19 protein-coding genes and 1 pseudogene are annotated in these 25949 nt (G+C 65.3%); 16 read left to right on the forward strand and 4 right to left on the reverse strand.

What is annotated here, in order from left to right:
* The first annotated feature begins 125 nt into the window (after nt 1–125).
* The 7 genes from BMY71_RS10960 to BMY71_RS10990 all read left to right on the forward strand — a co-directional run bounded on the left by BMY71_RS10960 (nt 126) and on the right by BMY71_RS10990 (nt 10604).
* A complete protein-coding gene (locus tag BMY71_RS10960) occupies nt 126–992 on the forward strand; it encodes a beta-keto acid cleavage family enzyme (protein ID WP_092683650.1) in 867 nt (288 codons plus the stop codon).
* A 166-nt stretch (nt 993–1158) separates the two neighbouring features.
* The gene (locus BMY71_RS10965; RefSeq protein ID WP_092683652.1) at nt 1159–2763 is read left to right on the forward strand and encodes an AMP-binding protein; all 1605 of its coding nucleotides are present in this window, start codon (nt 1159–1161) and stop codon (nt 2761–2763) included.
* Nucleotides 2764–2928: 165 nt separating this feature from the next.
* Complete coding sequence (locus BMY71_RS10970) at nt 2929–4551, forward strand: acyl-CoA carboxylase subunit beta (RefSeq protein WP_092683654.1); 1623 nt, start codon at nt 2929–2931, stop codon at nt 4549–4551.
* Between the two features lie 11 nt (nt 4552–4562).
* A complete protein-coding gene (locus BMY71_RS10975; protein ID WP_092683732.1) occupies nt 4563–6539 on the forward strand; it encodes an acetyl/propionyl/methylcrotonyl-CoA carboxylase subunit alpha in 1977 nt (658 codons plus the stop codon).
* 12 nt (nt 6540–6551) lie between these two features.
* The gene (locus tag BMY71_RS10980; protein WP_011502623.1) at nt 6552–7331 is read left to right on the forward strand and encodes an enoyl-CoA hydratase/isomerase family protein; all 780 of its coding nucleotides are present in this window, start codon (nt 6552–6554) and stop codon (nt 7329–7331) included.
* Between the two features lie 184 nt (nt 7332–7515).
* Nucleotides 7516–9054, forward strand: a complete 1539-nt coding sequence (locus BMY71_RS10985) for a class I adenylate-forming enzyme family protein (protein ID WP_092683656.1) — start codon at nt 7516–7518, stop codon at nt 9052–9054.
* A 95-nt stretch (nt 9055–9149) separates the two neighbouring features.
* Nucleotides 9150–10604: a hypothetical protein gene (locus tag BMY71_RS10990; protein ID WP_092683658.1), complete on the forward strand. Its 1455-nt coding sequence runs from the start codon at nt 9150–9152 to the stop codon at nt 10602–10604.
* 29 nt (nt 10605–10633) lie between these two features.
* On the opposite strand, the gene BMY71_RS10995 is transcribed toward BMY71_RS10990, so the two are convergent.
* Complete coding sequence (locus BMY71_RS10995; RefSeq protein ID WP_092683660.1) at nt 10634–11896, reverse strand: serine hydrolase domain-containing protein; 1263 nt, start codon at nt 11894–11896, stop codon at nt 10634–10636.
* A gap of 260 nt (nt 11897–12156) precedes the next feature.
* On the opposite strand from BMY71_RS10995, the gene BMY71_RS11000 reads away from it, so the two are divergent.
* The 3 genes from BMY71_RS11000 (at nt 12157) to BMY71_RS11010 (ending at nt 15050) form a co-directional block, all read left to right on the forward strand.
* Nucleotides 12157–13065: an intradiol ring-cleavage dioxygenase gene (locus BMY71_RS11000; protein WP_092683662.1), complete on the forward strand. Its 909-nt coding sequence runs from the start codon at nt 12157–12159 to the stop codon at nt 13063–13065.
* Between the two features lie 15 nt (nt 13066–13080).
* On the forward strand, nt 13081–13926 hold the full coding sequence (locus BMY71_RS11005) for an aldo/keto reductase (RefSeq protein ID WP_011502628.1): 846 nt from the start codon (nt 13081–13083) through the stop codon (nt 13924–13926).
* Between the two features lie 176 nt (nt 13927–14102).
* Nucleotides 14103–15050, forward strand: coding sequence for a DMT family transporter (locus BMY71_RS11010; protein ID WP_092683664.1), 948 nt, complete (start codon nt 14103–14105; stop codon nt 15048–15050).
* A gap of 136 nt (nt 15051–15186) precedes the next feature.
* Here the strand turns inward: BMY71_RS11010 and BMY71_RS11015 are convergent, their stop codons facing one another.
* Complete coding sequence (locus tag BMY71_RS11015) at nt 15187–15648, reverse strand: Lrp/AsnC family transcriptional regulator (RefSeq protein ID WP_092683666.1); 462 nt, start codon at nt 15646–15648, stop codon at nt 15187–15189.
* Nucleotides 15649–15780: 132 nt separating this feature from the next.
* On the opposite strand from BMY71_RS11015, the gene BMY71_RS11020 reads away from it, so the two are divergent.
* From BMY71_RS11020 to BMY71_RS11030, 3 genes are all read left to right on the forward strand, one after another.
* Entirely contained in the window at nt 15781–18177 is a 2397-nt protein-coding gene (locus BMY71_RS11020; protein WP_092683734.1) for a transketolase, read from the forward strand.
* A gap of 429 nt (nt 18178–18606) precedes the next feature.
* On the forward strand, nt 18607–20037 hold the full coding sequence (locus BMY71_RS11025) for an aldehyde dehydrogenase family protein (protein ID WP_011502632.1): 1431 nt from the start codon (nt 18607–18609) through the stop codon (nt 20035–20037).
* Between the two features lie 164 nt (nt 20038–20201).
* Nucleotides 20202–21911 carry an IlvD/Edd family dehydratase gene (locus BMY71_RS11030; protein WP_092683668.1) on the forward strand — a complete coding sequence of 570 codons (1710 nt, stop codon included), beginning with the start codon at nt 20202–20204 and terminating at the stop codon, nt 21909–21911.
* Between the two features lie 12 nt (nt 21912–21923).
* On the opposite strand, the gene cowN is transcribed toward BMY71_RS11030, so the two are convergent.
* Entirely contained in the window at nt 21924–22202 is a 279-nt protein-coding gene (cowN, locus tag BMY71_RS11035; RefSeq protein ID WP_011502634.1) for a N(2)-fixation sustaining protein CowN, read from the reverse strand.
* 126 nt (nt 22203–22328) lie between these two features.
* Between cowN and BMY71_RS11040 the strand changes: the two are divergent.
* From BMY71_RS11040 to BMY71_RS11050, 3 genes and pseudogenes are all read left to right on the forward strand, one after another.
* Nucleotides 22329–23012: pseudogene (locus BMY71_RS11040) on the forward strand (DUF899 family protein); the annotation flags it as partial.
* 431 nt (nt 23013–23443) lie between these two features.
* Nucleotides 23444–24613 (forward strand): DUF2778 domain-containing protein, encoded by a 1170-nt coding sequence (locus tag BMY71_RS11045; protein ID WP_430715324.1) that lies wholly within the window; start codon nt 23444–23446, stop codon nt 24611–24613.
* Nucleotides 24614–24814: 201 nt separating this feature from the next.
* Nucleotides 24815–25126, forward strand: coding sequence for a hypothetical protein (locus BMY71_RS11050; RefSeq protein ID WP_092683672.1), 312 nt, complete (start codon nt 24815–24817; stop codon nt 25124–25126).
* Between the two features lie 127 nt (nt 25127–25253).
* On the opposite strand, the gene BMY71_RS11055 is transcribed toward BMY71_RS11050, so the two are convergent.
* The gene (locus tag BMY71_RS11055; protein WP_430715326.1) at nt 25254–25511 is read right to left on the reverse strand and encodes a hypothetical protein; all 258 of its coding nucleotides are present in this window, start codon (nt 25509–25511) and stop codon (nt 25254–25256) included.
* Nucleotides 25512–25949 lie beyond the last annotated feature (438 nt).

Raw genomic sequence — 25949 nt, forward strand, 5'->3', positions numbered from 1 at the left:
ACGCCGATACGGCGGCAGCGCGTGCACGCAAGATGCGCTCGCACGGCCCACGCATCATTCCGCTCGAAACGGTTTGCGCCGCGCGATCCTCGCGGGTGCAGCATCACCGAAAGGGCTGACAAGGAATGAGCGACAAGGCCGTGATCACCTGCTCGCTGAACGGCGTGCTGACCGACCCGAAGCAGCACCACGTTCCGGTGACGCCGGAAGAGATGGCCCGCGAAGCCAAGGCGGCCTATGACGCCGGCGCCGCCGTCGTCCACATCCATCTGCGCAATCAGGCGCCCAACAAGGGGCACCTGCCGAGCTGGGATGTCGCGGTGTCGCGCGAGATCCAGCAGGCGATCCGCGAAGCCTGTCCGGGCATCATCATCAACCACACCTCAGGCACCTCCGGCGCGAACTACGCTGGCCCGCTCGCCTGCATTCGCGAGACCAAGCCGGAGATCGCCGCCTGCAACGCCGGCTCGCTGAACTATCTCAAGGTGAAGGCCGACAAGACATGGGCCTGGCCGCCGATGATGTTCGACAACGCGGTCGAGAAAATCCAGGACTTCCTCGACGCGATGAAGGACGCCGGCACCATTCCGGAGTTCGAATGCTTCGACGTCGGTATCGTCCGTTGCGTTGATATGTATGTCGAGACCGGGATGTATAGCGGCCCGCTCGAGTACAATTTCGTGATGGGCGTCGCGTCGGGCATGCCGTCCGATCCCGAGCTGCTGCCGATCCTGTTGAAGCTGAAGCGCCCGGAGGCGCATTGGCAGGTCACCGCGATCGGCCGCTCCGAGATCTGGCCGCTGCATCAGCGTTGCGCCGATCTCGGCGGCCATCTCCGCACCGGGCTCGAGGACACGTTCTATCTCGCCAACGGCGACAAGGTGACCTCGAACGGGCAGTTGATCGAGGAGATCGCCGGCTGCGCCCGCCGCGCCGGCCGAGAGATCGCCAGTCCCGCCGAGGCGCGCAAGATCTTTGGCGTGCTGCACTGACAACGCCGTCATTCCGGGCGCGCGCATCACGCGCGAACCCGGAATCCCGAGATGCTCTGCTTGTATCATGTTCCGGGTTCGCGCTGCGCGCGCCGCGGAACGACAGTCCGATAGGCACCACAGAACAAGCAGCCGGAAGAGCTGCCTTGCACCGAGGGAGTGAAGCATGACCAGTCTTGAAGCAACCGGCGGCGTGCCGGGACCGGGCCGGATCGGCCGGGTCGCGATCGGCGATATCCTGCGGAAATCGGCGCTGCGGTTTCGCGACCGCATCGCGCTCACCGATGGCGCGCGGCAGGTGAGTTATGACGAGCTTGAACGCGACGCCAATCGCTTCGCGAACTACCTCGTCTCGCGCGGCCTGAAGCCGGGAGACAAGATTTCGACGATCTGCAACAACTCGATCGAGTTCGTCAAAGCGCTGTTCGGCATTCACCGCGCCGGCCTCGTCTGGGTGCCGATCAACACCATGCTCGGCCCCGACGACATGGGCTACATCCTCGACCATGCCGGCGTGAAATTCGCGCTGATCGACGACAATCTGCACGGCCAGCCCGATCGCCGCTCGGCGCTCGAGCAGCGCGGCATCGCGCTGGTCGCGGTCGACCTCACCGGCAAGGCCGGCGAGGCCGGGCTGAAGAGCTTCAACGAACTGATCGCGGGGCAGTCCGAGATCGAGCCGGAGGTCGCGTTCGACGACCGCGATCTGGCGATGATCATCTACACGTCCGGAACCACGTCGCGACCGAAGGGGGCGATGCATTGCCACCTCGCAGTGACGATGGCGGTGATGAGCAATGCGATCGAGCTGCAGCTGTCGCGCAAGGACGGCATCACCGGGCAGTTCCCGCTGTTTCACTGCGCCGCGCACGTGCTGCTGCTGAGCTATCTGGTGGTCGGCGGAAAGATGGCGCTGATGCGCGGCTTCGATCCCGTCGCCTGCATGGAGGCGATCCAGCGCGACAAGCTCAGCGTCTTCATCGGACTGCCGCTGATGTATCAGGTGATCCTCGACCATCTGCGGCGCAAGGAGTTCGATCTCTCGACGCTGCGATGCTGCATCTACACCATGGCGCCGATGCCGCGGCCATTGCTCGAGCGCGCGATCGCCGAACTGTGCCCGAATTTCGTCCAGCCCAGCGGCCAGACCGAAATGTATCCGGCGACCACGATGTCGCAGCCGGATCGCCAGCTCGCGCGCTTCGGCAACTACTGGGGCGAATCGACCATGGTCAACGAGACCGCGATCATGGACGATGCCGGAAACCTGCTGCCGCCCGGCGAGATCGGCGAACTGGTGCATCGCGGTCCCAACGTGATGCTCGGCTACTACAAGGATCCCGAGGCCACCGAAGCGGCCCGAAAGTTCGGCTGGCATCACACCGGCGATCTGGCGATGATCGATGCGCATGGCGAGGTGTTGTTCGTCGACCGCAAGAAGGACATGATCAAGTCCGGCGGCGAGAACGTCGCGTCGGTCAAGATCGAGGAGACCTTGCTCGCGCATCCGGCGGTGATGAACGCCGCGGTCGTTGGTCTGCCGCATCCGCAATGGGGCGAGGCGGTGTCGGGCTTCGTCAAGCTCAAGCCCGGCGCCTCCGCGACCGAGACGGAGATCATCGAGCATTGCCGCAAATCGCTCGGCGGTTTCCAGATTCCGAAGATGGTGCGGATCGTCGAGGAGATGCCGATGACCGCGACCGGCAAGCTCCGCAAGATCGAGCTGCGCAACCAGTTCACGGATTACTTCGCGATGGCGCAGACGGGGTGACGGAATCACTGTCGTCATTCCGGGTTCGCGCTGCGCGCGCCCCGGAATGACGAATCGATCAGAGAGTCCGGGTTCGCGAACTGTGTTCGCGCCCGGGAATGACGAAGCAACAGGCGAGGGATTTCGGGGCGCAGTGATGTGTCCCGGAATGGCAAGGAACATCGAATGGCACTGATTGAATCCACCGTCGCGCCGGGAAGCGAAGGCTTCAAGGCCAACCAGGCCGGAATGCTGGCGCTGATCGAGCGGATGCGGATGCTGGAGAACCGTGCGCGTACCGCGTCGGCCGGCTCCGCCGAGCGGTTTCACAAGCGCGGGCAATTGTTGCCGCGCGAGCGGGTCGCGCTGGTGCTCGATCCCGGCACGCCGTTCATCGAGCTGTCCACGCTGGCCGGCTATATGTTCGACACCGCCAATGCCGAGAAGAGCGTGCCCGGCGGCGGCGTGATCGGCGGCATCGGCTATGTGGCGGGCATTCGCTGCATGATCAGCGCCAATGATTCCGGCATCGATGCCGGCGCGCTGCAGCCTTACGGCCTCGACAAGACGCTGCGCATCCAGGAACTGGCGCTGGAGAACAAGCTTCCGTTCGTGCAACTCGTCGAAAGCGCCGGCGCCAATCTGTTGCGTTACCGCGTCGAGGACTTCGTTCGCGGTGGCAACATCTTCCGCAATCTCGCACGGCTGTCGGCGGCGGGGCTGCCGGTGGTGACGGTGACGCACGGCTCGTCCACGGCGGGCGGCGCGTATCAGACTGGCCTGTCCGACTACATCGTGATGGTGCGCGGCCGGACGCGGGCGTTTCTCGCCGGACCGCCGCTGCTCAAGGCCGCGACCGGCGAGATCGCGACCGAGGAAGAACTCGGCGGCGCCGAGATGCACACCGCGATCTCCGGGCTCGGCGACTATCTCGCCGAAGACGACCGCGACGCGCTGCGGATCGCGCGCGATATTATGGCGGGTCTGCCGTGGGACCGTTCCGGACCGGGACCCGATCCCGCGACCTATCATCCGCCGGTGCACGATCCGGAAGAGTTGCTCGGCATCATGCCGATGGATCACAAGCGGCCGGTCGATATGCGCCAGGTGATCGCGCGGATCGTCGATGATTCCGACTTTACGGAGATGAGCCCGAATTACGGCCCGGCGACGGTGTGCGGCCATGCCCGCATCGTCGGTCAGGCGATCGGCATCATCACCAACAACGGTCCGCTCGATCCCGCCGGCGCCAACAAGGCGACGCATTTCATTCAGGCGTGCTGCCAGTCGCGGACGCCGATCCTGTATCTCAACAACACCACCGGCTACATCGTCGGCAAAGCCTATGAGGAAGCCGGCATGATCAAGCACGGGTCGAAAATGATCCAGGCCGTGACGTCGGCGTCGGTGCCGCAGATCACGATCTATTGCGGCGCGTCGTTCGGCGCCGGCAATTACGGGATGTGCGGCCGCGGCTTCCATCCGCGGTTCTGCTTCTCGTGGCCGAACGCCAAGACCGCGGTGATGGGCGGCGAACAGGCCGCCGAGACCATGGCGATCGTCACGGAAGCGGCTGCGGCGCGGAAGGGAGCGCCGGTCGATCGCGAGAAGCTCGACCAGATGAAGGCTGGTATCACCGCGGTGTTCAACGGCCAGATGGACGTGTTTTCAACCTCGGCGCGGATGCTCGACGACGGCGTGATCGATCCGCGCGATACCCGCGCGGTGCTGGCCGAAGTACTGGCGATCTGCCGCGAAAGCGAGGCGCGCGAACCTCAGCGTATGCAATTCGCGGTGTCACGGGCATGAACGTGACGCGCATGTTGAAACCGACTCCCTTCACCAAGGTCCTGATCGCCAATCGCGGTGAGATCGCGCTGCGCGTCATGCGCACCGCGCGCCGGATGGGCTATGGCGTGGTCGCGGTGTATTCCGACGCCGACGTCGATGCCGCGCATGTTCGCGAGGCCGATGAAGCCGTGGCGATCGGCGGCGCGCAGCCGTCGCAATCCTATCTCAACATTCCGGCTTTGATCGAAGCCGCGAAGATCGCCGGCGCTGACGCGGTGCACCCGGGCTACGGCTTCCTCGCCGAGAACGAGGATTTCGCGGCGGCCTGCCGTGACGCCGGGTTGGTGTTCATCGGCCCGTCGGCGGAATCGATCGCGTCGATGGGCAACAAGGCCGGCGCCAAGGAGATCATGATCAAGGCCGGCGTGCCGTGCGTGCCGGGCTATCAGGGCGCCGATCAGAGCGACGCGGCGATGATCGCGGAGGCTGGCAAGATCGGCTTTCCGGTGATGATCAAGGCGGTCGCCGGCGGCGGCGGCCGGGGAATGCGGTTGGTCAAGGACGCAGCCGCGCTGCCGGATGCGCTGCGCAGCGCGCGATCCGAGGCGCAAAGCGCGTTCGGAGATCCGACCGTGATCCTCGAACGCGCCATCGTCGATCCGCGCCACATCGAGATTCAGGTATTCGGCGATCGCTATGGTCATGCGATCCATCTCGGCGAGCGCGACTGCTCGGTGCAACGTCGTCATCAGAAGCTGATCGAGGAGGCGCCGTCGCCGGCTGTGTCCGAAGCGCTGCGCGAGCAGATGGGCACTGTGGCGGTCAACGCCGTGAAGGCGATCGGATATGAGGGCGCCGGCACGCTGGAGTTTCTGCTCGACGCGCAGGGCCAGTTCTATTTCATGGAAATGAATACGCGGCTGCAGGTCGAGCATCCGGTGACCGAGGCGATCACCGGGCTCGATCTGGTCGAGTTGCAATTGCGGATTGCGGCCGGCGAGCCGCTGCCGCTGCGGCAGGACGACGTCAAGTTCAACGGCCATGCCATCGAAGTGCGGCTGTGTTCGGAAGATGCCGACAGGGACTTCATGCCGCAATCCGGGCGGATGGCGCTGTGGCGGATGCCGGGCGAACTGCGCGTCGAGCACGCGTTGCAATCCGGCTCCGAGATTCCGCCGTACTACGACTCGATGATCGCCAAGATCATTGCGACCGGAGCCAGCCGCGACGAAGCGCGGCGCAAGCTGATCCACGGCCTCGACACCACCTTCGCATTCGGCGTGACCACCAATCGCGGCTTCCTCGCCGCCTGCCTGCGGCACGAGGCCTTCGCGAACGGCGAGGCGACCACGGCATTCATCGCGCAGAATCGCGACGACCTGACGCGCGCATTGCCCGAGGATGCCGTGCCGGCCGCCGCGGTGGCGGCGCTGCTGCTCTACGTCACCGACCGCCACGCGCCCCCGCATCGGCCGGGGCGCTCGCTTGCCGCGGTGTTTCCGACGCAGCTGCGGATCGACATCGACGGCAAGCCGCAGACCTGCGAGGTCGTCCGCGAGCGCGACGGCAGCTATCGCGTCACACATGACAGCCGTGCGATTACGTTCGAAATCGAAGAGCTCGCCAGTGACAGGATCCGCTTTCAGGCCAATTGCCTGAGCGAATCTGCGGTGTATCACCGCGACGGCGACCGGCTGTTCGTGCAGCGGCTCGGCGTCGGCAACACGATCGTCGATCTCACCCGCGCGGCTCCGCAGCGTGCGGCGGCGGCCGGCGGCGACGGCAAGCTGCGCGCCGCGCTGAACGGCCGCGTCGTGGCGGTGCTGGTCAAGCCCGGCGAACGCGTCGCGGCCGGACAGCCGGTCCTGACGCTGGAGGCGATGAAGATGGAGCACGTGCATCTGGCGCCGGCGTCGGGCATCATCGCTATCGATGTCGCCGAGGGCGAGCAGGTGACTACCGGCCGCATCGTCGCCGAGATCGAGGCTGAAACCCAACCCGCGTAAACGAGCAAGACAATGACCGACTCTCCTGTGGTGATCGAGACGCGCGACCAGGCGCTGTGGATCACCATCAACCGTCCCGACAAGCGCAACGCCATCAATGCCGGCGTGGTCGAAGGCATCACGCGCGGCTGGCGTCAGGCGCACGACGATCCGTCGGTGCGCGTGATCGTGCTGACCGGCGCCGGCGACAAGGCGTTCTGCGCCGGCGCCGATCTGCAATCGACCGGAGCCGCCTTCGCGTTCGATTTTTCCAAACCGAATGTCGACTACGCCGATCTGCTGCGGCTGTCTCAGAATGCCACCAAACCGTCGATTGCCCGCGTCAACGGCACCTGCATGGCCGGCGGCATGGGCCTGTTGTGCATGACCGACATGGCGGTGGCGGCCGATCATGTCCAGTTCGGGCTTCCCGAGGTCAAGGTCGGCGTATTCCCGATGCAGGTGATGAGCCTGTTGCAGAGCATCGCTCCGCGTCGGCTGATCAACGAATGGGCGCTGACCGGCGAACCGTTCGACGCGCAGTCCGCACGCGACGCCGGCTTGCTGAACTACGTAGTGCCGGGCGCCGAGCTGGACTCCAAGGTCGACTGGCTGGTGAAGCGGCTGACCGACAAATCCCCGACGGCGATCCGGCGCGGAAAATACGCGATGCGCGCGATCGCATCGATGTCGTTCGACGAGAGCATCGCCTATACCGAAAGCCAGATCGCGCTGTTGGCGATGACCGAGGATGCGAAAGAGGGCCTGAAGGCGTTCGCCGAGAAGCGAAAGCCGACCTGGCCGGGGAAGTGACAGGGGCAGTCTCTCGTTCGTCATTCCGGGGCGCGCGACGCGCGAACCCGGAATCCCGAGCTTGTGACGGCGAGATTCCGGGTTCGCTCATTTCGTGAGCGCCCCGGAATGACGGGTTGATCGGTGGGAAATCAATAAGCCACGCCGCAAAAAGCGGCGGGCGGGACAAGGTGAGTGAACGGAAATGTTGGCGAGCGAGATGATCCGGCGTGGTGCGATCTATCACGGCCCGAAGACGGCTGTGATGTTCGGCGATCAGACGATGACCTTCACCGAGGTCGACCTGCTGTCGAACCGGATTGCCAACGTCTTCATCGAGACGTTCAAGCTCGAGGTCGGCAGCCGGGTCGGCATGTTGCTGAACAATTCGATCTACACGCTGCCGATCGACTTCGGCTTCGTGAAGTCGCGGTTGTCGCGGGTGCCGATGAATTCGCGATTGTCGGCGGCCGAACAGCAGCAGATGCTGGAGGGGGCTGGCGTCGAGATTCTGATCCACGGCACCGATCTGACCGAGCGCGCGCATGAACTCGCGCAGGCGATGCAGCTCAAGCTGATCAGCGTCGGAAATCGCGCCGATCCGGACGATCTCCTGCAACTCGCGCAGGCGCAATCCGATGCGCCGCCGGCGCGTACCGCGGAGCCCGACGACGTCGTCATCACGATCTTCACCTCCGGCACCACAGGAAAGCTCAAGGCGGTGGAGCATACCCAGGCGAGCTGGGCGGCGATGGCGACCAACGTGTTGATCAACATGGAGATCGGCGAGGGTGACGTGATGTTGCACGCCGCCTCGATGATCCATGCCTCCGGTTGCTTCATCGTGCCGTATTGGTTGCGGGGCGGGGTCGCGGCGGTGCTGCCGGGGTTTACACCCGCGAGCTATCTCGATGCGGTCGAGCGCTGGAAGCCGACCGCGCTCAATCTGGTGCCGACGATGATCGGCATGTTGCTCGACCATCCCGGCATCGAGCAGGCGGATTTCTCTTCTGTGAAGAGCATCATTTACGGCGCGTCGCCGATGCCGCGGCCGACGATGCATCGCGCGCTGAAACTCTGGGGCCCGCGCTTCGCGCAATATTACGGCCAGTCGGAGGCGCCGATCTTCATCACCAATTTGACCAAGGAGGATCACGTCGGCCCCGATGCGGAGCAGCGGCTGGCTTCCTGTGGACGCCCATCGATCGATTGCGAAATCAAGCTGGTCAATGAAGAGGGCGACGATGTCGCGCCCGGCGAGGCCGGCGAGATCGCGCTGCGCACGGCGTTCGCGATGAAGGGCTACTACAACGCGCCGGAGCTGAATGCGCAGATGTTCCTGCCCGGCGGTTGGCTGCGCACCCGCGACGTCGGCCGGTTCGACAAGGACGGCTATCTGTATCTGGTCGATCGCACCTCCGACATGATCGTCACCGGCGGCTACAACGTCTATCCGCGCGAGGTCGAGGATGCGCTAGCGGCGCATCCGGCGGTGCGCGAGGTGGTGGTCGTGGGCCTGCCCGACGACAAATGGGGCGAGACCGTCGCGGCCTTCGTCGCGTTGCGCAAGGAGGCAAGCGCCGAGGATGCCGAGTTGATCGCCTTCGCGCGCGAGCGGCTCGCCGGCTACAAGGTGCCGAAGCAGGTGCAGTTCATCGACGAGGTGCCGAAGAGCCCGGTCGGCAAGCTGCTGCGCCGCGCGGTGCGCGATCCGTTCTGGCAGGGCCGAGACCGCAAGATCTGAGCACGCGTTGACCGGTCGTAAACGACCGGTTAACCGAAACTTATCGCCACGCATGGCTTACTCGCGGCAATCCTCCGATTGCTGCGAGCTTTGCCGTGACCATTCAGGCGATGGAATCGTCCGAGACTGCCGGATCCAAAGGCGGCGTGCTGCCCTTGCTGATCGGCTGCGGCGTGCTGGTGTTCCTGCTGGTCACCGGCGAGGCGCTGCTGCAGGACTCCGACATCTTCTGGCAGATCGAGACCGGCCGCTGGATTCTCGCGCACGGCGCGGTGCCGACCGCCGATTTGTTCTCGTTCACCAAAGCCGGCGCGCCATGGCTGTCGAGCTCCTGGCTGGCGCAGGTGATTTTCGCGCTCGCGATGCAGGCGGGCTGGGCCGGGCCGGTGATCGTGACGGCGCTGGCGGCGGCGGCTGCGTTCGCGCTGTTTGCCGCCTATCTCGAACGCCATGCGAGTGCGCTGCTGACAACGGCGCTGACGCTGCTCGCGGTGGCGCTGACGGTGCCGCATCTGTTAGCGCGGCCGCACGTGCTGGCGCTGCCGTTGCTGGTCGCATGGTTCATCGGACTGATCGACGCCGCCGATCGCAAGGCCGCGCCGCGATGGCCGCTGCTGATCGTGATCGCGCTGTGGGCGAACATCCATGGCGGATTCGGGCTTGGCCTGGTGCTGATCGGGCCGACCGCGCTCGAGGCGCTGCGCCAGGCGGCGCCGGCGCAACGTCTGTTCCTGGCATTGCGCTGGGCCGCCTTCGGCGTCGCCGCGCTGGTTGCATGCTGCGCCACGCCCTATGGCTGGAACACGCTGATCGCGGCCAGCAAGATCCTCAGCCTCGGCGAGGTATTGACGACGGTGGCGGAATGGTCGCCGCCGGATTTCGGCCGGTTCGGCCCGTTCGAGGCGAGCATCCTGGCGCTGTTCGGCGTCGCGCTGTGGCGCGGGCTGACATTGCCTTGGCCGCGACTGCTGCTGGTGCTCGGGCTGCTGCACATGGCGCTCGGCCACATCCGCAGCGTCGAGACGTTCGCGTTGCTGGTTCCAATTGTGCTGGCGCGGCCATGGGCGGAGCAGCTTGCGCCGCGCAGCGTTGCGCCGCCTGTCGCCAGAAGCGAATTTGCGCTGCCCGGTTGGGCCGTCGCGACGGCTGCGGTCACGATCATCGCCGCAACTGTCGCTGTCGCGCCGCGGCTGAATTATCGCTTCGTCGCGACGCAGATTCCGGAGCAGGCGCTGGCCGCAGCGCAGCAGCACGGCGCCAAGCGGATTCTGAATGCCTATGAGTTCGGCGGCTATCTGATTTCCCGTCATGTCCCGGTATTCATCGACGGCCGCGCCGAGCTGTATGGCGAGGCGATGGTGATGGACATGTTCCGCGCCGCGGCGGGCCGCGATGCAGGCGCACTCGATCGGCTCGTCGACAATTACAATGTCGATGCCACCTTGCTGCCGGCGCAGCAGCCGATCGTCGGTCTGATGGACCGTCGTCCCGGCTGGCGTCGCCTCCATGCCGACGACATCGCCGTCGTGCATGTGCGCGACGGCCTCTGATCGCAGCCCCCACTTTTGGGGGGCATACTTTAGAGATTGCTCTCGGTGATCGCGCCATAGACCAGCGCGCGCAGCTCGCGGCGGATCGGATAGCTGCTCGACGGCAGAAGCTGGGTCATGAAGATGGTGATCAGGTCCTCGGCCGGATCGATCCAGAACGCGGTCGAGGCGGCGCCGCCCCAATAATACTCGCCGACACTGCCGGGAAGCAGCGTCGAGGCCGGGTTCATGTTGACGGCGAAGCCGAGGCCGAAGCCGATGCCGGCATTGGTTGCTTCGCTGAACATCGAGCGCGACATCTCGGTGAGGTCGCGATTGCCGGGGAGGTGGTTGGTAGTCATCAGCCTGAGGGTCTTCGGGCCGATCAGGCGGACGCCGCCGAGTTCGCCGCCATTGAGCAGCGCGCGGCAGAATGCAAGATAGTCCGCCGTGGTCGAGACCAGCCCGCCGCCGCCGGAGATCAGATCGGGCGGCGCGAGGAAGCTGCTGGTGGCTGGATCATCCTGCAACGTCATGCCGCCCTCGCCATCGGCGGAGTAGCAGGCGGCGAGGCGGTGCGCTTTCGCTTCGGGGACGAAGAAGTCGGTGTCGGTCATGCCGAGCGGATCGAGAATTCGCTGCCTGACGAATTGCTCGAACGGCATGCCGCTGATCTTCTGAATGATGTTGCCGAGCACGTCGGTCGACACCGAGTAGTTCCAGGCCTCGCCCGGTGAGAACTCCAGCGGAATTCTGGCGAGATCGGCAATCCAGCAGTCCAGCGTGCCGGCCTTTTCGAACGCGCCGATCCCCTTGTCGCGATAGGCGGCGTCGACATTGGTGCGGTTCTGGAAGCCGTAGGTGAGGCCCGACGTATGCCGCAACAGATCGACGATCTGCATCGGCCGCGCCGGCGGTCTGGTCAAAAACGCAGGCGCGATGCCGGCCTGAAATACGCCGAGATTGGCCCATTCCGGAATGTATTTCGCGACCGGATCGTCGAGCTGGATGCGACCTTCCTCGAACAGCATCATCAGCGCGACCGAGGTGATCGGCTTGGTCATCGAATAGATCCGGAAGATGGTGTCGTCCTTGATCGGCGCTTTGCGCTCACGGTCGGCGTAGCCCAGCGACGATTGATAAACGATCTGGCCGCGGCGATAGACCAGCGTCTGGGCGCCGGCGAACCTGCCGGGATCGACGTAGACCCGCTTCAGGTGATCGTCGATCCGCTTCAGCGCCGTCTCGGACATGCCAGCGCTAGCGGCCGAGCCGGTTGCGGGGGATCGAGGCTTCTGGGCTTGGGCCTGCATTCGACGCTCCGTCACTGCATGGAAAGGTCAATCAGCGCATCGCGCCGCCGCGGGCCGTTGCGCGCCTTCGGCAATCTGATAACGGAAAAGCCGAAACCATTCTATCGTGCCCGAAGCTGATCACGCTGAATCTGTACGAAATTGAGCACTTGATCCGATCTTCAGCAATGTCCGTCCGTGCAGACCGGTCTGCAGGGTGTACGCTTATCACGACGGAAGGCTTGGTGTAGCGTTCGGTCAATGCCAACCGGGAATGCAATATGCCTCAATTCGACGAGACCGGACTGACCGAAGCGGTCGTCGCAAGCTTCGACGAGACGCCTGATCCGCGGCTGAAGCACCTGATGCGCGAGTTGGTCCGCTCGCTGCACGACTATGTTCGCCGCACCGGGCTGACCTTCGATGAATGGCAAAAGGCGATCGATTTCCTCACCCGCACCGGGCAGAAATGCTCGCCGAGCCGGCAAGAATTCATCCTGCTGTCGGACGTGCTCGGCGTCTCGATGCTGGTCGACGCGGTCAATCATCGCGAGCGCGATGGCGCGACCCAAACGACGGTGCTCGGACCGTTCTATGTCGGCGAGCACAGGCTGATGCCGCACGGCGCCGATATCTCCGAGGGCGTCGAGGGGGAGCGGATGTATGTCGAAAGCCGCGTCACCGATCTTGCCGGTGCGCCGCTGGCCGGCGTGCCGATCGATGTCTGGCACGCCGATGACGACGGTTTCTACGATACGCAGAAACCGTCTTACGCGCAGGCCGGCCCGTCGCTGCGGGCGCGGTTCATCACCGATTCCGACGGGCGGTTCACGTTCCGAACCATCCTGCCGTGCAGCTATCCGATCCCGATCGACGGTCCGGTCGGCGATCTGATCCTCGCCACGCAGCGGCATCCGATGCGCCCGGCGCATGTGCATTTTCTGGTCAACGCGCCGGGATACGAGCCGCTGATCACGCATGTGTTCATCGAGGGCGACAAATATCTCGAAAGCGATGTCGTGTTCGGCGTCAAGGACGACCTGATTTCGACCATCGAATTGCGCAATGATGCGGTGATGCCCGATGGCCGCGAGGCGCCGGGGCCGTGGCATCTGATGACCTATGAATTCCGGCTGAAGCCGGGCAGGGGCGCGGCGCCGAAGCCGATCTTGGCGGCTGCTGCGGAGTAGAGACGGGAGTTCACAGTGAGTTGGGACACGCGCAGATTCGGCCGGGGCGGGCCGGAGATTGCGCCGATCGGACAGGGCACCTGGTACATCGATCGGGGTGACCGAACGGCGGCGATCGCCGCGCTGCGGCGCGGCCTCGACCTCGGCATGACCCATATCGACACCGCCGAGATGTATGGCGACGCCGAGCCGCTGGTGGCGGAGGCGATCGACGGTCGGCGCGACGAGGTCTTTCTCGTCTCGAAAGTGCTGCCGAGCAACGCCTCGCGCAGCGGCGCCATCGCGGCCTGTGAACGCTCGCTGAAACGGCTGAAGACCGACCGGCTCGATTGCTATCTGCTGCATTGGCGTGGAAAGGTTCGGCTGGCGGACACGGTCGCCGCGTTCGAGGAACTGGTCGCCGCCGGCAAGATTCGGTCGTGGGGCGTCAGCAATTTCGACGCCGGCGATTTGTGGGAACTGCTCAAAGTCGCGGGGCCGGGCAGGATCGCCTGCAATCAGGTGCTCTATCATCTGCGCGAACGCGCGATCGAGCACGCGGTGGTCCCGTGGTGCGAGGCCCACGGCGTCGCGGTCACGGCCTATTCACCATTCGGTCACGATGAGTTTCCCGAACCACGTAGCGCCGAGGGGCGGCTGTTGCAGGCGATCGCCGGAGCCCATGGCGCGACGCCGCGCCAGGTGGCGCTGGCATTTCTGACCCGCCGACCGTCGCTGTTCGCGATTCCGAAGGCGGCTGATGCGGCGCATGCGGCCGACAATGCCGCGGCCGCTTCGCTGCGGCTCTCCGACGAAGAGATCGCGGCGATCGATCAGGCGTTTCCGCTGGGGCCGGAGCCGGCCAGCCTGCCGATGCTGTAAACGGCGACGGCGCGGCGGCCTCCGCGCGGGAGGCCAAAGCGCCGCCGGTTGCATAGCCGAGTCCTGATTTCCACGCTTGCGCCGCGGACCCAGACATCGTTTTGTCGGATTGTTACTTGAATAGTCCGTCGCCTGCGGCCCGATCGATTTTCCCTCGTCATTGCGCTTTTGGACCCGTGACCATCACCTCGCCACCTGTGACCGACGCCGCTCGTCGCCTGACCCAGCGCCATGCCGATCATCCGTTGCGCGGCATTGCGCTGATCGTCGCCTCCACGGTGTTTCTCGCCTGTTCCGACACGTTGGCGAAGTATCTCGGGCGCACGCTGCCGCCGATCGAGATCGGCTGGATCCGATTTCTGGTGTTTCTGCTGATCATGCTGCCGGTGGCGCTGGCATCGTCGGAATCGCCGCTGCGCTCGGTGCGGCCGAAGCTGCAGGTGCTGCGGGCGCTGGCGCTGGTGGCGTCGTCGGTGCTGTTCATCACCGGCCTGCGCTTCCTGCCGATCGCCGAGGCCTCGGCGACCTCGTTCGTCGCGCCGCTGTTCGTCACCGCGCTGTCGATCGTTCTGCTCGGCGAGGCGATCGGCATCCGGCGCTGGGTGGCGACGCTGGTCGGATTGATCGGCGTGCTGATCGTGATCCGGCCGGGCTCGTCGACCTTCAATCCCGCGGTGATCCTGCCGATCCTCTCGGCGTTGTGCTGGGCGATCACGCTGATCCTGACGCGAATGATCAGCGGCGCCGATCGCGCCGTGGTCACCATGACGTTTTCCGCGCTGGTCGGCTTCCTCGCGCTGAGCGCAATGGTGCCGTTCGTCTGGGTGACGCCGAGCTGGACCGACATCGCGATCGGTCTCGGCGTCGGACTGGCGTCGACCATCGGGCAGTGGATCGTGGTGCTGGCGTTCCGCTACGCCGACGCATCGGCGCTGGCGCCATTCTCCTACAGCCAGCTGTTGTGGGTCACGATTCTTGGATACGCGGTGTTCAGCGAGATCCCGGATGCGTGGACCTTCGTCGGCGCGGTGGTGATCATCTGCAGCGGCGTCTACATCGCCCATCGCGAGCGACTGCGGCGCAAGCAGAACGTGGCGCCGGCCGAGCCGAATCCGAACCCGTAGGGCCGTAGCGCCGGAATTGAAGCTCGATCATTGCGGGTGAAGCGAAGCCATCCAGCGCCGGGCAGGCGCTTTCGGAATGACTTCGTCGCTTCGCTCGCTCCTCGCAATGGCGAAGCGAAGACCTCCGATGGTTCGCTTACACCGGCAGCGCGATCGAGTATTTCACCTGGCTGAGTGCGAAACTCGACTCGATCGAGGCGATGCCGTCGAGCCGGGTCAGCTTGTTCTTCAGGAACGCCTCATAGGCGGCGAGGTCGGCGGCGACCACGCGTAGCAGATAGTCGCGGTTGCCGGTCATCAGATAACATTCGAGCACTTCGTCCCATTTCGAGATCGCGCGGGCGAAGCGATTGAGGTCTTCTTCCTTCTGCCGCACCAGCTTGATCGAGATGAACACGCTGACATGCAGGCCGATCGCCTTTTGATCGACCAGCGCGGTGTACCGCGTAATCACGCCGCGGCTTTCCAGCAGCTTCACCCGGCGATGACAGGGCGACACCGACAATCCGACCTTGTCGGCGAGTTCCTGCATGGTGGTGCGGCCGTCGGCCTGCAGGCTGGCGAGGATTTTGCGGTCGATCGCGTCGAGCTCGGGCATTGGGATGAATTCGCCGAATGAGGGTCTGCATTGGCAGATTATCCCAATCCTTCCGGTTTTGTCGCCAGGATTTGAGAAGTCACGCCGGGCGATCCGGCCTAAAATCGGCGGATCGAACACGAGGTGATCGCCATGCCGCAGACCCAGCAACGTCTCGACCTGCTCAACGCGTTGTCGCGCAAGGTGCTGTGGCTCTCGACCTGGATGATCCACCACGCCAACCATATCCGTCCCAACGCCGACGGGTTGAAGGTCGGCGGCCATCAGGCATCGTCCGCGTCCCTCGCGACCATCATGTCGGCGCTGTATTTTTCAGTGCTGCGGCCGGAGGACCGCGTCGCGGTGAAGCCGCATGCGAGCCCGATCTTCCACGCCATTCAGTATCTGTTCGGACGGCAGAGCCGCGCGCGGATGGAGAATTTCCGCGGCTTCAAGGGCGCGCAGTCCTATCCGTCGCGCACCAAGGACGCCGACGACGTCGATTTCTCGACCGGCTCGGTCGGCCTCGGCGTGGCGCAGACGCTGTTTTCGTCGCTGGTCCAGGACTACGTCAAGGCGCATGGCTGGATGAAGGGCCGCCGCGAAGGCCGGATGATCGCGCTGGTCGGCGACGCCGAGATGGACGAGGGCAACATCTTCGAAGCGCTGCTCGAAGGCTGGAAGCACGGCCTGCGCAATACCTGGTGGGTGGTGGACTACAATCGCCAGAGCCTCGACGCCGTCGTGCGCGAAGGATTGTGGGAGAAGTTCGAAACGATGTTCCGTAATTTCGGCTGGGACGTCGTGATCGTGAAATACGGCCGCCTGATGCAACAGGCGTTCGCCGAACCGGGCGGCGAGGCGCTGAAGCGCTGGATCGACACCTGCCCGAACCAGATGTACGCGGCGCTGTGTTTCCAGGGCGGGGCGGCGTTCCGCAAGCGGCTCCAGGACGAGATCGGCGATCAGGCGGAGGTGTCGCGGCTGATCGACTCGCGCAGCGATGATGAACTGCTGGCGCTGATGTCCAATCTCGGCGGCCACGACATGGCGAGCATGCTCGAGGCGTTTGAATCGATCGACCATGATCGGCCGGTCTGCTTCATCGCCTACACCATCAAGGGCGTCGGCCTGCCGTTCCAGGGCCACAAGGACAACCACGCCGGGCTGATGACGCCAGCCCAGATCGAGACCTATCGCAGGGCGCAGAATATCCGTACCGGACATGAATGGGACCGGTTCGAGGGGCTGACGCAGGATGCCGCGGCGCTCGACGTGTTGCTGAAGGCGGCGCCGATCAATGCCGGCGGCGATCGCCGGCTGAGCGCACCGGCGGTCGAGGTGCCGCAGCATTTGTCGTTCAAGCCCGCGCCGGAGATGTCGACCCAGCAGGGCTTCGGGTTGATCCTCAACGAACTGGCGCGCAGCGAGAGCGAACTGGCGTCGCGCATCGTCACCGCGTCGCCGGACGTCACCGTCTCGACCAATCTCGGCGCCTGGGTCAATCGTAGGGGCCTGTTCGCGCGGGCCGAGAAGGCCGATCTTTTCCGCAGCGAGAAAATCCCCACGACCTTCAACTGGGACTTCTCGCCGAAGGGGCAGCACATCGAGCTCGGCATCGCCGAGATGAATCTGTTCATCCTGATGTCGGCGCTCGGGCTTTCGCATACGATCAACGGCGAGCGGCTGCTGCCGATCGCGACGCTGTACGATCCGTTCATCCAGCGCGGCCTCGATGCCTTGAACTACGCCTGCTACCAGGACGCGCGCTTCATGGTGGCGGCGACGCCGTCGGGGATCACGCTGGCGCCGGAAGGCGGCGCGCACCAGTCGATCGCGACGCCGTTGATCGGAATCGCGCAGGACGGGCTCGCGTCGTTCGAGCCGGCCTTCGTCGACGAAGTCGCGACGATCATGCGCTGGGGCTTCGAGCACATGCAGCGCGACGACATCGAGGGTGGTGACGCCGCCGACGGAATGCGCGCCGGCGGTTCGGTTTACTTGCGGCTGTCGACGCGCAGCATCGAGCAGCCGCAGCGCATGATGACCCCCGCCTTGCAGAAGGCGATCGTCGACGGCGCGTATTGGCTGCGCGAGCCGGGGTCGAATTGCGAGCTGGTGATCGCCTACACCGGCGCGGTCGCGCCGGAGGCGATCGAGGCGGTCGGGTTGCTCGGCGACAGCCGTCGCGACGTCGGTCTGCTGGCGATCACCTCCGCCGACCGGCTGCATGCCGGCTGGACCGCGGCGCGGCGGTTGCGTCGCGCGCATCGCGGATCGCGTCGTGCGAGCCATATCGAGACGCTGCTGGCGCCGCTGCCGCGGAGCTGCGGCATCGTCACCGTGCTCGATGGCCATCCCGCAACGCTCGGCTGGATCGGCGCGGTGTGCGGCCATCGCATGGAGGCGCTCGGCGTCGAGCATTTCGGCCAGACCGGCAGCATCGCCGATCTGTATCGGCACTACGGCATCGACGCCAACGCGATCATCGACGCTGCCGAGAGCCTGGTCGCCGGCGCGCCGGTGCTGCATCGGAAGATGGCCGTGTAGCGCGGCTGACGTCGACGCGGGAATCAGCCTACGGGTCTCGACCGTGAAGGTTGCGACCAAGCGCGGGCATCTGATCGACTAGCCTCACTGATCGCAGAGAATTGCGACGTCATCAGTCGCACCAAAGCGCCGTCCCGCTGGCGATCGCGGCCTGATTATGAATGCTGCATCGCAGCATTTCCGCGCGCGCCGTACGCTGCGTGCAACGCGCAGGTGGTCTGGATGCAAATCGCATGCGGTTTACACGCGCAATTGTGCGTCCCGGCCTTGCTCCTCCCATGGCAGTGTTTTTATATACAACTCGCTCGCAGATGGCGGGCCTCGAATTCGCTCCGCAGCTCACGGCGAGGATGCTCCCGTGATGCAGCGGATCTGTCCGCGTCGACTCCCACCCACCACCGCAATCAAAATCAAAAGAAGAGGTTTACGATGGTCAACCGCATGCAATTCTACATCGACGGCGCCTGGGTCGATCCCGTCGTCAAGAAGTCGACGCCGGTCGTCAATCCGGCGACCGAGGAGGCGATGTATGAGATTGCACTCGGCTCCAAGGCCGATGTCGACAAGGCGGTCGCAGCGGCCAAGCGTGCGTTCGAAACCTTCTCCCAGACCAGCCGCGAGGAGCGCATCGCGCTGCTCGAGAAGATCATCGGGATCTACAAGGGCCGGATGAAGGAAATCGGCGCCGCGGTGTCCGACGAGATGGGCGCGCCGCTGCCGATGGCCGAGAAGATGCAGGCCGGCGCCGGCCTGGGCCACATCATGTCGACGCTCGACGTGCTGAAGAATTATGCCTTCGAGGAGCCGTTGGGCTCGGCGATGATCGTGCGTGAACCGATCGGCGTCGTCGGCATGATCACGCCGTGGAACTGGCCGCTGAACCAGATCGCCTGCAAGGTCGCGCCGGCGCTCGCCGCGGGCTGCACCATGATTCTCAAGCCGTCGGAATTCACCCCGACCTCGGCGCTGATCTTCGCCGAGATCCTGCATGAAGCCGGCGTGCCGAAGGGCGTGTTCAACCTGGTCAACGGCCTCGGCCCGGAGGTCGGCGCCGCGATGAGCGAGCATCCCGACATCGACATGATCTCGTTCACCGGCTCGACCCGCGCGGGCATCGACGTCGCGCAGCGCTCCGCGCCGACGGTGAAGCGCGTCAGCCAGGAACTCGGCGGCAAATCGCCGAACGTGATCCTCGACGATGCCGATCTCACCAAGGCGGTGACCGGCGGCGTGATGCACATGTTCAACAATTCCGGCCAGTCGTGTAATGCGCCGAGCCGGATGATCGTGCCGCTGTCGAAGATGAAGGAGGTCGCCGCGATCGCCAAGGGCGTCGCGGAGAAGACCAAGGCGGGCGATCCGCGCGGCGAGGGCACGACGATCGGTCCGGTGGTCAATCGCGGCCAGTGGGACAAGATTCAGTCGTTGATCAACAAGGGCATCGAGGAAGGCGCGACGCTGGTCGCCGGCGGCCCTGGCCTGCCGGAGGGCGTCAACAAGGGCTTCTATGTCCGCCCGACCGTATTCGCCGACGTCACCGACAACATGACCATCGCACGCGAGGAAATCTTCGGGCCGGTGCTGGTGATCATGGGTGCGAAGGACGAGGACGAGGCGGTCAAGCTCGCCAACGACACGCCCTATGGCCTCGCGGGCTATGTCTCGGCCGGTTCGGTCGAGCGGGCGCGCAAGGTCGGTCGCCAGATCCGCGCCGGCAACGTCAATTTGCAGGGCGTTCCCAACGAACGCACTGCGCCGTTCGGCGGCTACAAGCAGTCCGGTAACGGCCGCGAATGGGGCAAGTTCGGCCTCGAGGAATATCTCGAGGTCAAGGCGATCGCCGGCTTCAACGCCGCGTAACGCCTGTCTCGCAAGCTTTTCGGCAATCATCGACGCCGGGATGGTCCGCCATCCCGGCGTTTTGCTGTCGCGTGGTTGCGTATTGGCCCGCGGCGTCTGCTATCATCGCGTGACGACAATTGCGCGAGCGCACGGCGATTGATGCGGACTGAGGAGGAGCACGGATGGCCGACGGACTGCGCAAGGGACTGACCAGCTATGGCGATGCCGGCTTCTCGCTGTTCCTGCGCAAGGCCTTCATCAAAGCGATGGGCTATTCCGACGATGCGCTGGAGCGGCCGATCGTCGGCATCACCAACACCCACAGCGACTACAATCCGTGCCACGGCAACGTGCCGCAGATCATCGAGGCGGTGAAGCGCGGCGTGATGTTGGCGGGCGCAATGCCGATGGTGTTCCCGACCATCTCGATCGCCGAGAGTTTTGCGCATCCGACCTCGATGTATCTGCGCAATCTGATGGCGATGGATACCGAGGAAATGATCCGCGCCCAGCCGATGGATGCGGTGGTGGTGATCGGCGGCTGCGACAAGACATTGCCGGCGCAGATCATGGCGGCGGTGTCGGCCGATCTGCCGACCGTGGTGATCCCGGTCGGGCCGATGGTGGTCGGCCATCACAAGGGCGAAGTTTTGGGCGCTTGCACCGACTGCCGGCGGCTGTGGGCGAAATATCGGGCCGGCGAGATCGACGAGGCCGAGATCGAAGCCGTCAACGGCCGGCTCGCGCCCTCCGTCGGGACCTGCATGGTGATGGGCACCGCCTCGACGATGGCATGTATCACCGAGGCGATCGGCCTGTCGCTGCCGATGGGCGCGACGATTCCCGCGCCGCACGCCGAACGGTTTCGCTCGGCGGAGGAGAGCGGCAAAGTGGCGGCCGCGATGGCCAGGGCGAAGGGGCCGAAGCCGAGCGAGTTGCTGACGCCGGCCGCGTTCCGCAACGCGCAGGTGGTGTTGCAGGCGATCGGCGGCTCGACCAACGGGCTGATCCATCTCACCGCGATCGCCGGCCGCACCCAGCATCGCATCGACCCCGAGGCGTTCGACCGGCTCGGCCGAGACGTGCCTGTGCTGGTCGATCTGAAGCCGTCCGGCGCGCACTACATGGAACATTTCCACCACGCCGGCGGCGTGCCGAAGCTGATGGCCCAGCTCGGCGAGCTGATCGATCTCGACGCGAAGACCATCACCGGCGCGAGCTTGCGCGATGTCGTTGCTCTCGCGGAAGACGTGCCCGGGCAGGACGCGATCCGTGCGCGCGACAATCCGATCCGGCCTGAAGGCGCGATGGCGGTGCTGTCGGGCAATCTCGCGCCGCGCGGCGCGGTCATCAAGCATTCCGCGGCGTCGCCGCAACTGCTGCAGCACACCGGCCGCGCGGTGGTGTTCTCGTCGGTCGAGGACATGGCGCGGAGGATCGACGATCCGGATCTCGACGTCGACGCCTCCGACGTGCTGGTGCTGCGCAATGCAGGACCGCGCGGTGCGCCGGGGATGCCGGAGGCGGGGTATCTGCCGATCCCGCTGAAGCTCGCGCGCGCCGGCGTGAAGGACATGGTGCGCATCTCGGACGCGCGGATGAGCGGCACCGCGTTCGGCACCATCGTGCTGCATATCACGCCGGAGAGCGCGGACGGCGGTCCGCTGGCGCTGGTGGAGAATGGTGATCGCATCACGCTCGACGTCGCGGCGCGCCGGATCGATCTGCTGGTCGACGACGCCGAACTGGATCGGCGCCGCGCCGCGCTGCCATCGTCCGCATCAGCGCGGCCGCCGCGCGGCTATGCGCAGCTGTTCCACGACACGATCCTGCAGGCGGACGAAGGCTGCGATTTCGACTTCCTCACCGCGGCGGGGCGCAGCGCGCGCTGAGCGCAACGACGCTCACATCAGGTTGACTTCGAGCTCTTCGAGCATCGCCAGCGTTTCGAGGTCGCCATTGTCTTCCAGGAGTTCGCGCAGCGTCGGCAGATAATTATGCAGCACGCGGAGATCGTCGAGACCCTGTTTCTCGCGCAGCTCGGTGCGCTTCTGCGCGAAATAGGCCCAGAACGGATTTTCCGCGGCGTCGATGTGCCTCTGCAATCGCGCCATCACCCGTTCCGACCGAACCTTCCAATCGCAATTCTTGAAGCTGACATAGCGATCGAACGAACCCGACATTCCAAACTCCAAAGATGTTGGCGGGTCTAGTAAGCAAGCGACATGCCATGGAGCGCACTGCGCCGTGTGTCGGATCGGGGCCACGTCGTTCGTCCTGGATCTAGGCTCACATTCCGGAGAAGCGTCATGACCCTGAGGCCCGCCGTGGAACTCGCACGCATCAGCGCCGCCCGCTATCCCAACGAAAGCGCCGAGTATCGCCGCGCCCGCACGGCGCTGCTCGCTGAGGAGATCGAACTACGCCGCCATATCGAGCGGGTCGCCGAGCAGCGCCGGCAGTTGCCGCCAGGCGGTGAGGTGACCACGCCTTACGCTTTCGAGGGCGAGCAGGGCCGGACCGACTTTGCGGGGCTGTTTGGCGACAAGCCGACACTGGTCGTCTACAGCTACATGTTCGGCCCGCAGCGCGCCGAGCCTTGCCCGATGTGCACCTCGCTGCTGAGTGCGTGGGACGGCGAGGCGCCGGACATCACCCAGCGGGTGGCGCTGGCGATCGTGGCGCGCTCGCCGATCGAGCGTCTGGTCGCGGTCAAGCGGGCTCGGGGCTGGCGGCATCTGCCGCTCTTCACCGACCTGACCGGCGCCTATAGTGGCGACTATCATGGCTTGAGCCCGGACGGCGGCGACGGCGCGGCCTTCAACGTGTTCAGCCGCCGCGATGGCCGCATCCGGCACTTCTGGGGCGGCGAGATGTTCGCCGCCACTGCCGATCCGGGCCAGGATTCGCGCGGCGCCCCGGATCTGATGCCGCTTTGGACCATCCTGGACACCACGCCGGAGGGCCGCGGTTCCGATTGGTACCCCCAAATTGAGCTACGGCTGAGTCGCTCCGGGGGCCCTGCCGGGCGCCTCCAGGCCGGTCGGAACACGAATTTCTTTGCCGGGCGGAAAGGCGGGGTGGTGCGCGTAGGGTTACGGGGCCAGGGCTGGCGGCCGCGGGGGAGGCGGTTATCTGGATACCGCAGGCCCGCCCGAATTTCTCCAGTGTATTGAATTCATTGGGTTATTGTCCGGCCCGGCGCGGTAACCAAGCGTTAACCATCGCGGCGCATGGTCGGTTTCTGAGCAACTTAAGCGGCATTTAACTCAAACCCGCCTTAATCGCGCTCCTCTGTTCTGCCACATCTCCATGCGGATTCTCCGGTTGAAGCACCGCAGGCAATGGGGCAAGTCTGGATGCTAGGCGAATGAGTGTTGGTACGGGGGCGCGTACTCTGCCCAATCATCGTGGGGCCCGGTCTATGGGTTTTCGTAAATCGCTCGGCGCGATCGCCATTGCGCTGCCGGTGATCGGCTGTGTCTGGACGGTGTACGCCAACACCGTGGGCGCAAGCATCTATCCGAGTGTCGGCGCCTGGGGCGACGAACCGATCAGCCGTCAAGAATTCAACCGGCAAGATCGGTCCAATTTCGCGTCGCGCTTCGAGCCGCTCGCCGGCGCTGCCGCCAATGCGCCGAAGCTGATGGCGCATCTTGCGTTGAAGAACGCAATGGCCAAGCAGGGCGCCGCGCCGGTGCAGGTCGCGTCCGCCGATCCGGGCGACGTCCCGGTCACCTCCAGCGTGCAGGCCGCCCATGCAGCGCCGCCGCAAACCAAATCCGGTCACCGCTATTACGCTCTGCTCGACGCTAACTATTCGTTCGGTTTCGAGCCCGACAGGTTCAGGCCGGCGCAAAATAATTCCGCCGTGCCGTCCGATGGGGCCAGGGCCGACGCCGCCGGCAAGGCCGGCGTGGCCCCGCCGCCGCAGCCGGTGAAGCTGGCGATGGCGGTGCCGATGCCGCCGGACCGCAAATCCGCCGCCGCCCGCGTCGCACCGGGCCCGACCCGCAATCCGTTCAGCCAGGAAGCGCTGGTGGCCCGCGCCAAGGCGGCGCTGATGGCGGCGAAGTCGGAGAGCAAGTCGAGCTTCTTCGACAAGCTGTTCGGCAAGCCCGAAGCCCCGGCGCTCGCCTACGCCTCCGCCGAGGCCGGCGTCACCAGCACCGGCGAGCCGCGCGACAACGCCTTCAGCCCGTCCGATGACGATCGCTACACGGCGGTCTACGACATCACCGCCAAGACCGTGTACATGCCGGACGGCAGCAAGCTCGAGGCGCATTCCGGGCTCGGCCCGAAGATGGACGATCCGCGTCACGTCAACATCCGGATGCACGGCGCGACCCCGCCGCACATCTACGACATGAAGATGCGCGAAGCGCTGTTCCATGGCGTCGCCGCGATCCGTCTCACGCCGGTCGGCGGCGAGGACATGATCCACGGCCGCACCGGCCTGCTGGCGCACACCTACATGCTCGGGCCGCGCGGCGACTCCAACGGCTGCGTGTCGTTCAAGGACTACAACGCCTTCCTGCAGGCGTTCAAACGCGGCGAGGTCAAGCGCCTCGTTGTCGTCGCCAGCATGAGCTGACGCCGGCGCGCGGCGCTGCCGCGGGCCGGGTTCGCTGCAGCGCGCGGGTGCTGCGGTGGTTGGTCAGGATCGGCGTTCGCCATGATCGGCGTTACTTCGCGATCGACCTTCTTCACAATCGACCTTCTCTACAATGTGTGATCGCGGTTCCGGAACTTTGTCCCGGCGCTCGCGATTGGTCGATCTCATTGGAGATCGGCCATGCCCTCACGAACACTCACCAGCGCAATTGCTCTGACCACGCTGCTTGGCAGCGGCGCGGCTCTGGCTCAGGAGCGGGGATCGGAGGCGCAGCGCGAAGCCTGCACGCCCGACGCGTTGCGGCTGTGCAGCCAGTACATTCCTGATGCGGGGCGGATCGAGAGCTGCCTGCGTGACGCCGGGCCGCGGCTGAGCCAGGCTTGCTACGTGGTGTTCCATCCGCCGAGCGAGACCAGAGCGCCGCCGATGCGCACGGTGCGACGCCAGCAGCGTCCGCCACAGCAGCAGGTCGAGGACGTCGAGGACCAGTGACAGCGCACGAGCGCGTGTCGGCGTGGCGGAAGGCTCACGCCGAAAGATAAGGGCAGGGCGGCTCGGTGGCCGCTCCTGCCGAGCGGTGGAGCTTGGCAGCTCCACCGCTCGGTTCACCGCTGAATCTTCAGCGACAGACGCGGGTCTTGGTGACCACGCGGCGGCCATAGGGGCCGCGGCGCACTTCCGTGCGCACGGTGCACACCGGGCCGCGGCGGATCATGCGGCGGCGCTCGATGTAACGCTGCGCCGAGATGTCGGTCATCGGCGCCACTACGGCGGACGTCGCCGGTGCCGGAGTCGCGGCCGACGCGGGAGCACTCAACGCGCCCAGACCCAGTGCAATCGCGGCAGCCACGCCGAAGGCAAATTTCTTCACAAGCATTCTCCTCAGTCGGATGATCATGCGGTCTTGCTGACCTCGCGCCACTTTCATCACGGCGAGCTGAATTGAAGGTGAAGGAACCATGGCGACAAAGCGGCGCGAGCGATCGCGTGCTGATTTGGTGGTGCTGGCAGCAGGCTCTGAGGATGACGCCCATCTGTGCGGATAGGCTCGCACGCAAACGATCTTCGAATTTCAAACAGCCACGTTTCAAGAACTCAAGCGCTCGCATTTCCGCGACGCATCTGCGCCCGGGCTTTGCGAGGTTCGTTCCGCCCTCTCGAACAAGAGGGCGTGCGGAACGCCGGACGCACGACGCGTCCGCGGCCTCGTGTGCATAGTAAAAAAGCACACGAGTTAGTCACCACGGTCACGCCGAACATCGTCCGGCGTTCCGCACGCGATGGTGTTAACGGCTTATGTCGTGCTCTCCCCGGC

Origin of the sequence: Rhodopseudomonas pseudopalustris (assembly GCF_900110435.1) — a bacterium.
In the GTDB taxonomy this organism is placed as follows: domain Bacteria; phylum Pseudomonadota; class Alphaproteobacteria; order Rhizobiales; family Xanthobacteraceae; genus Rhodopseudomonas; species Rhodopseudomonas pseudopalustris.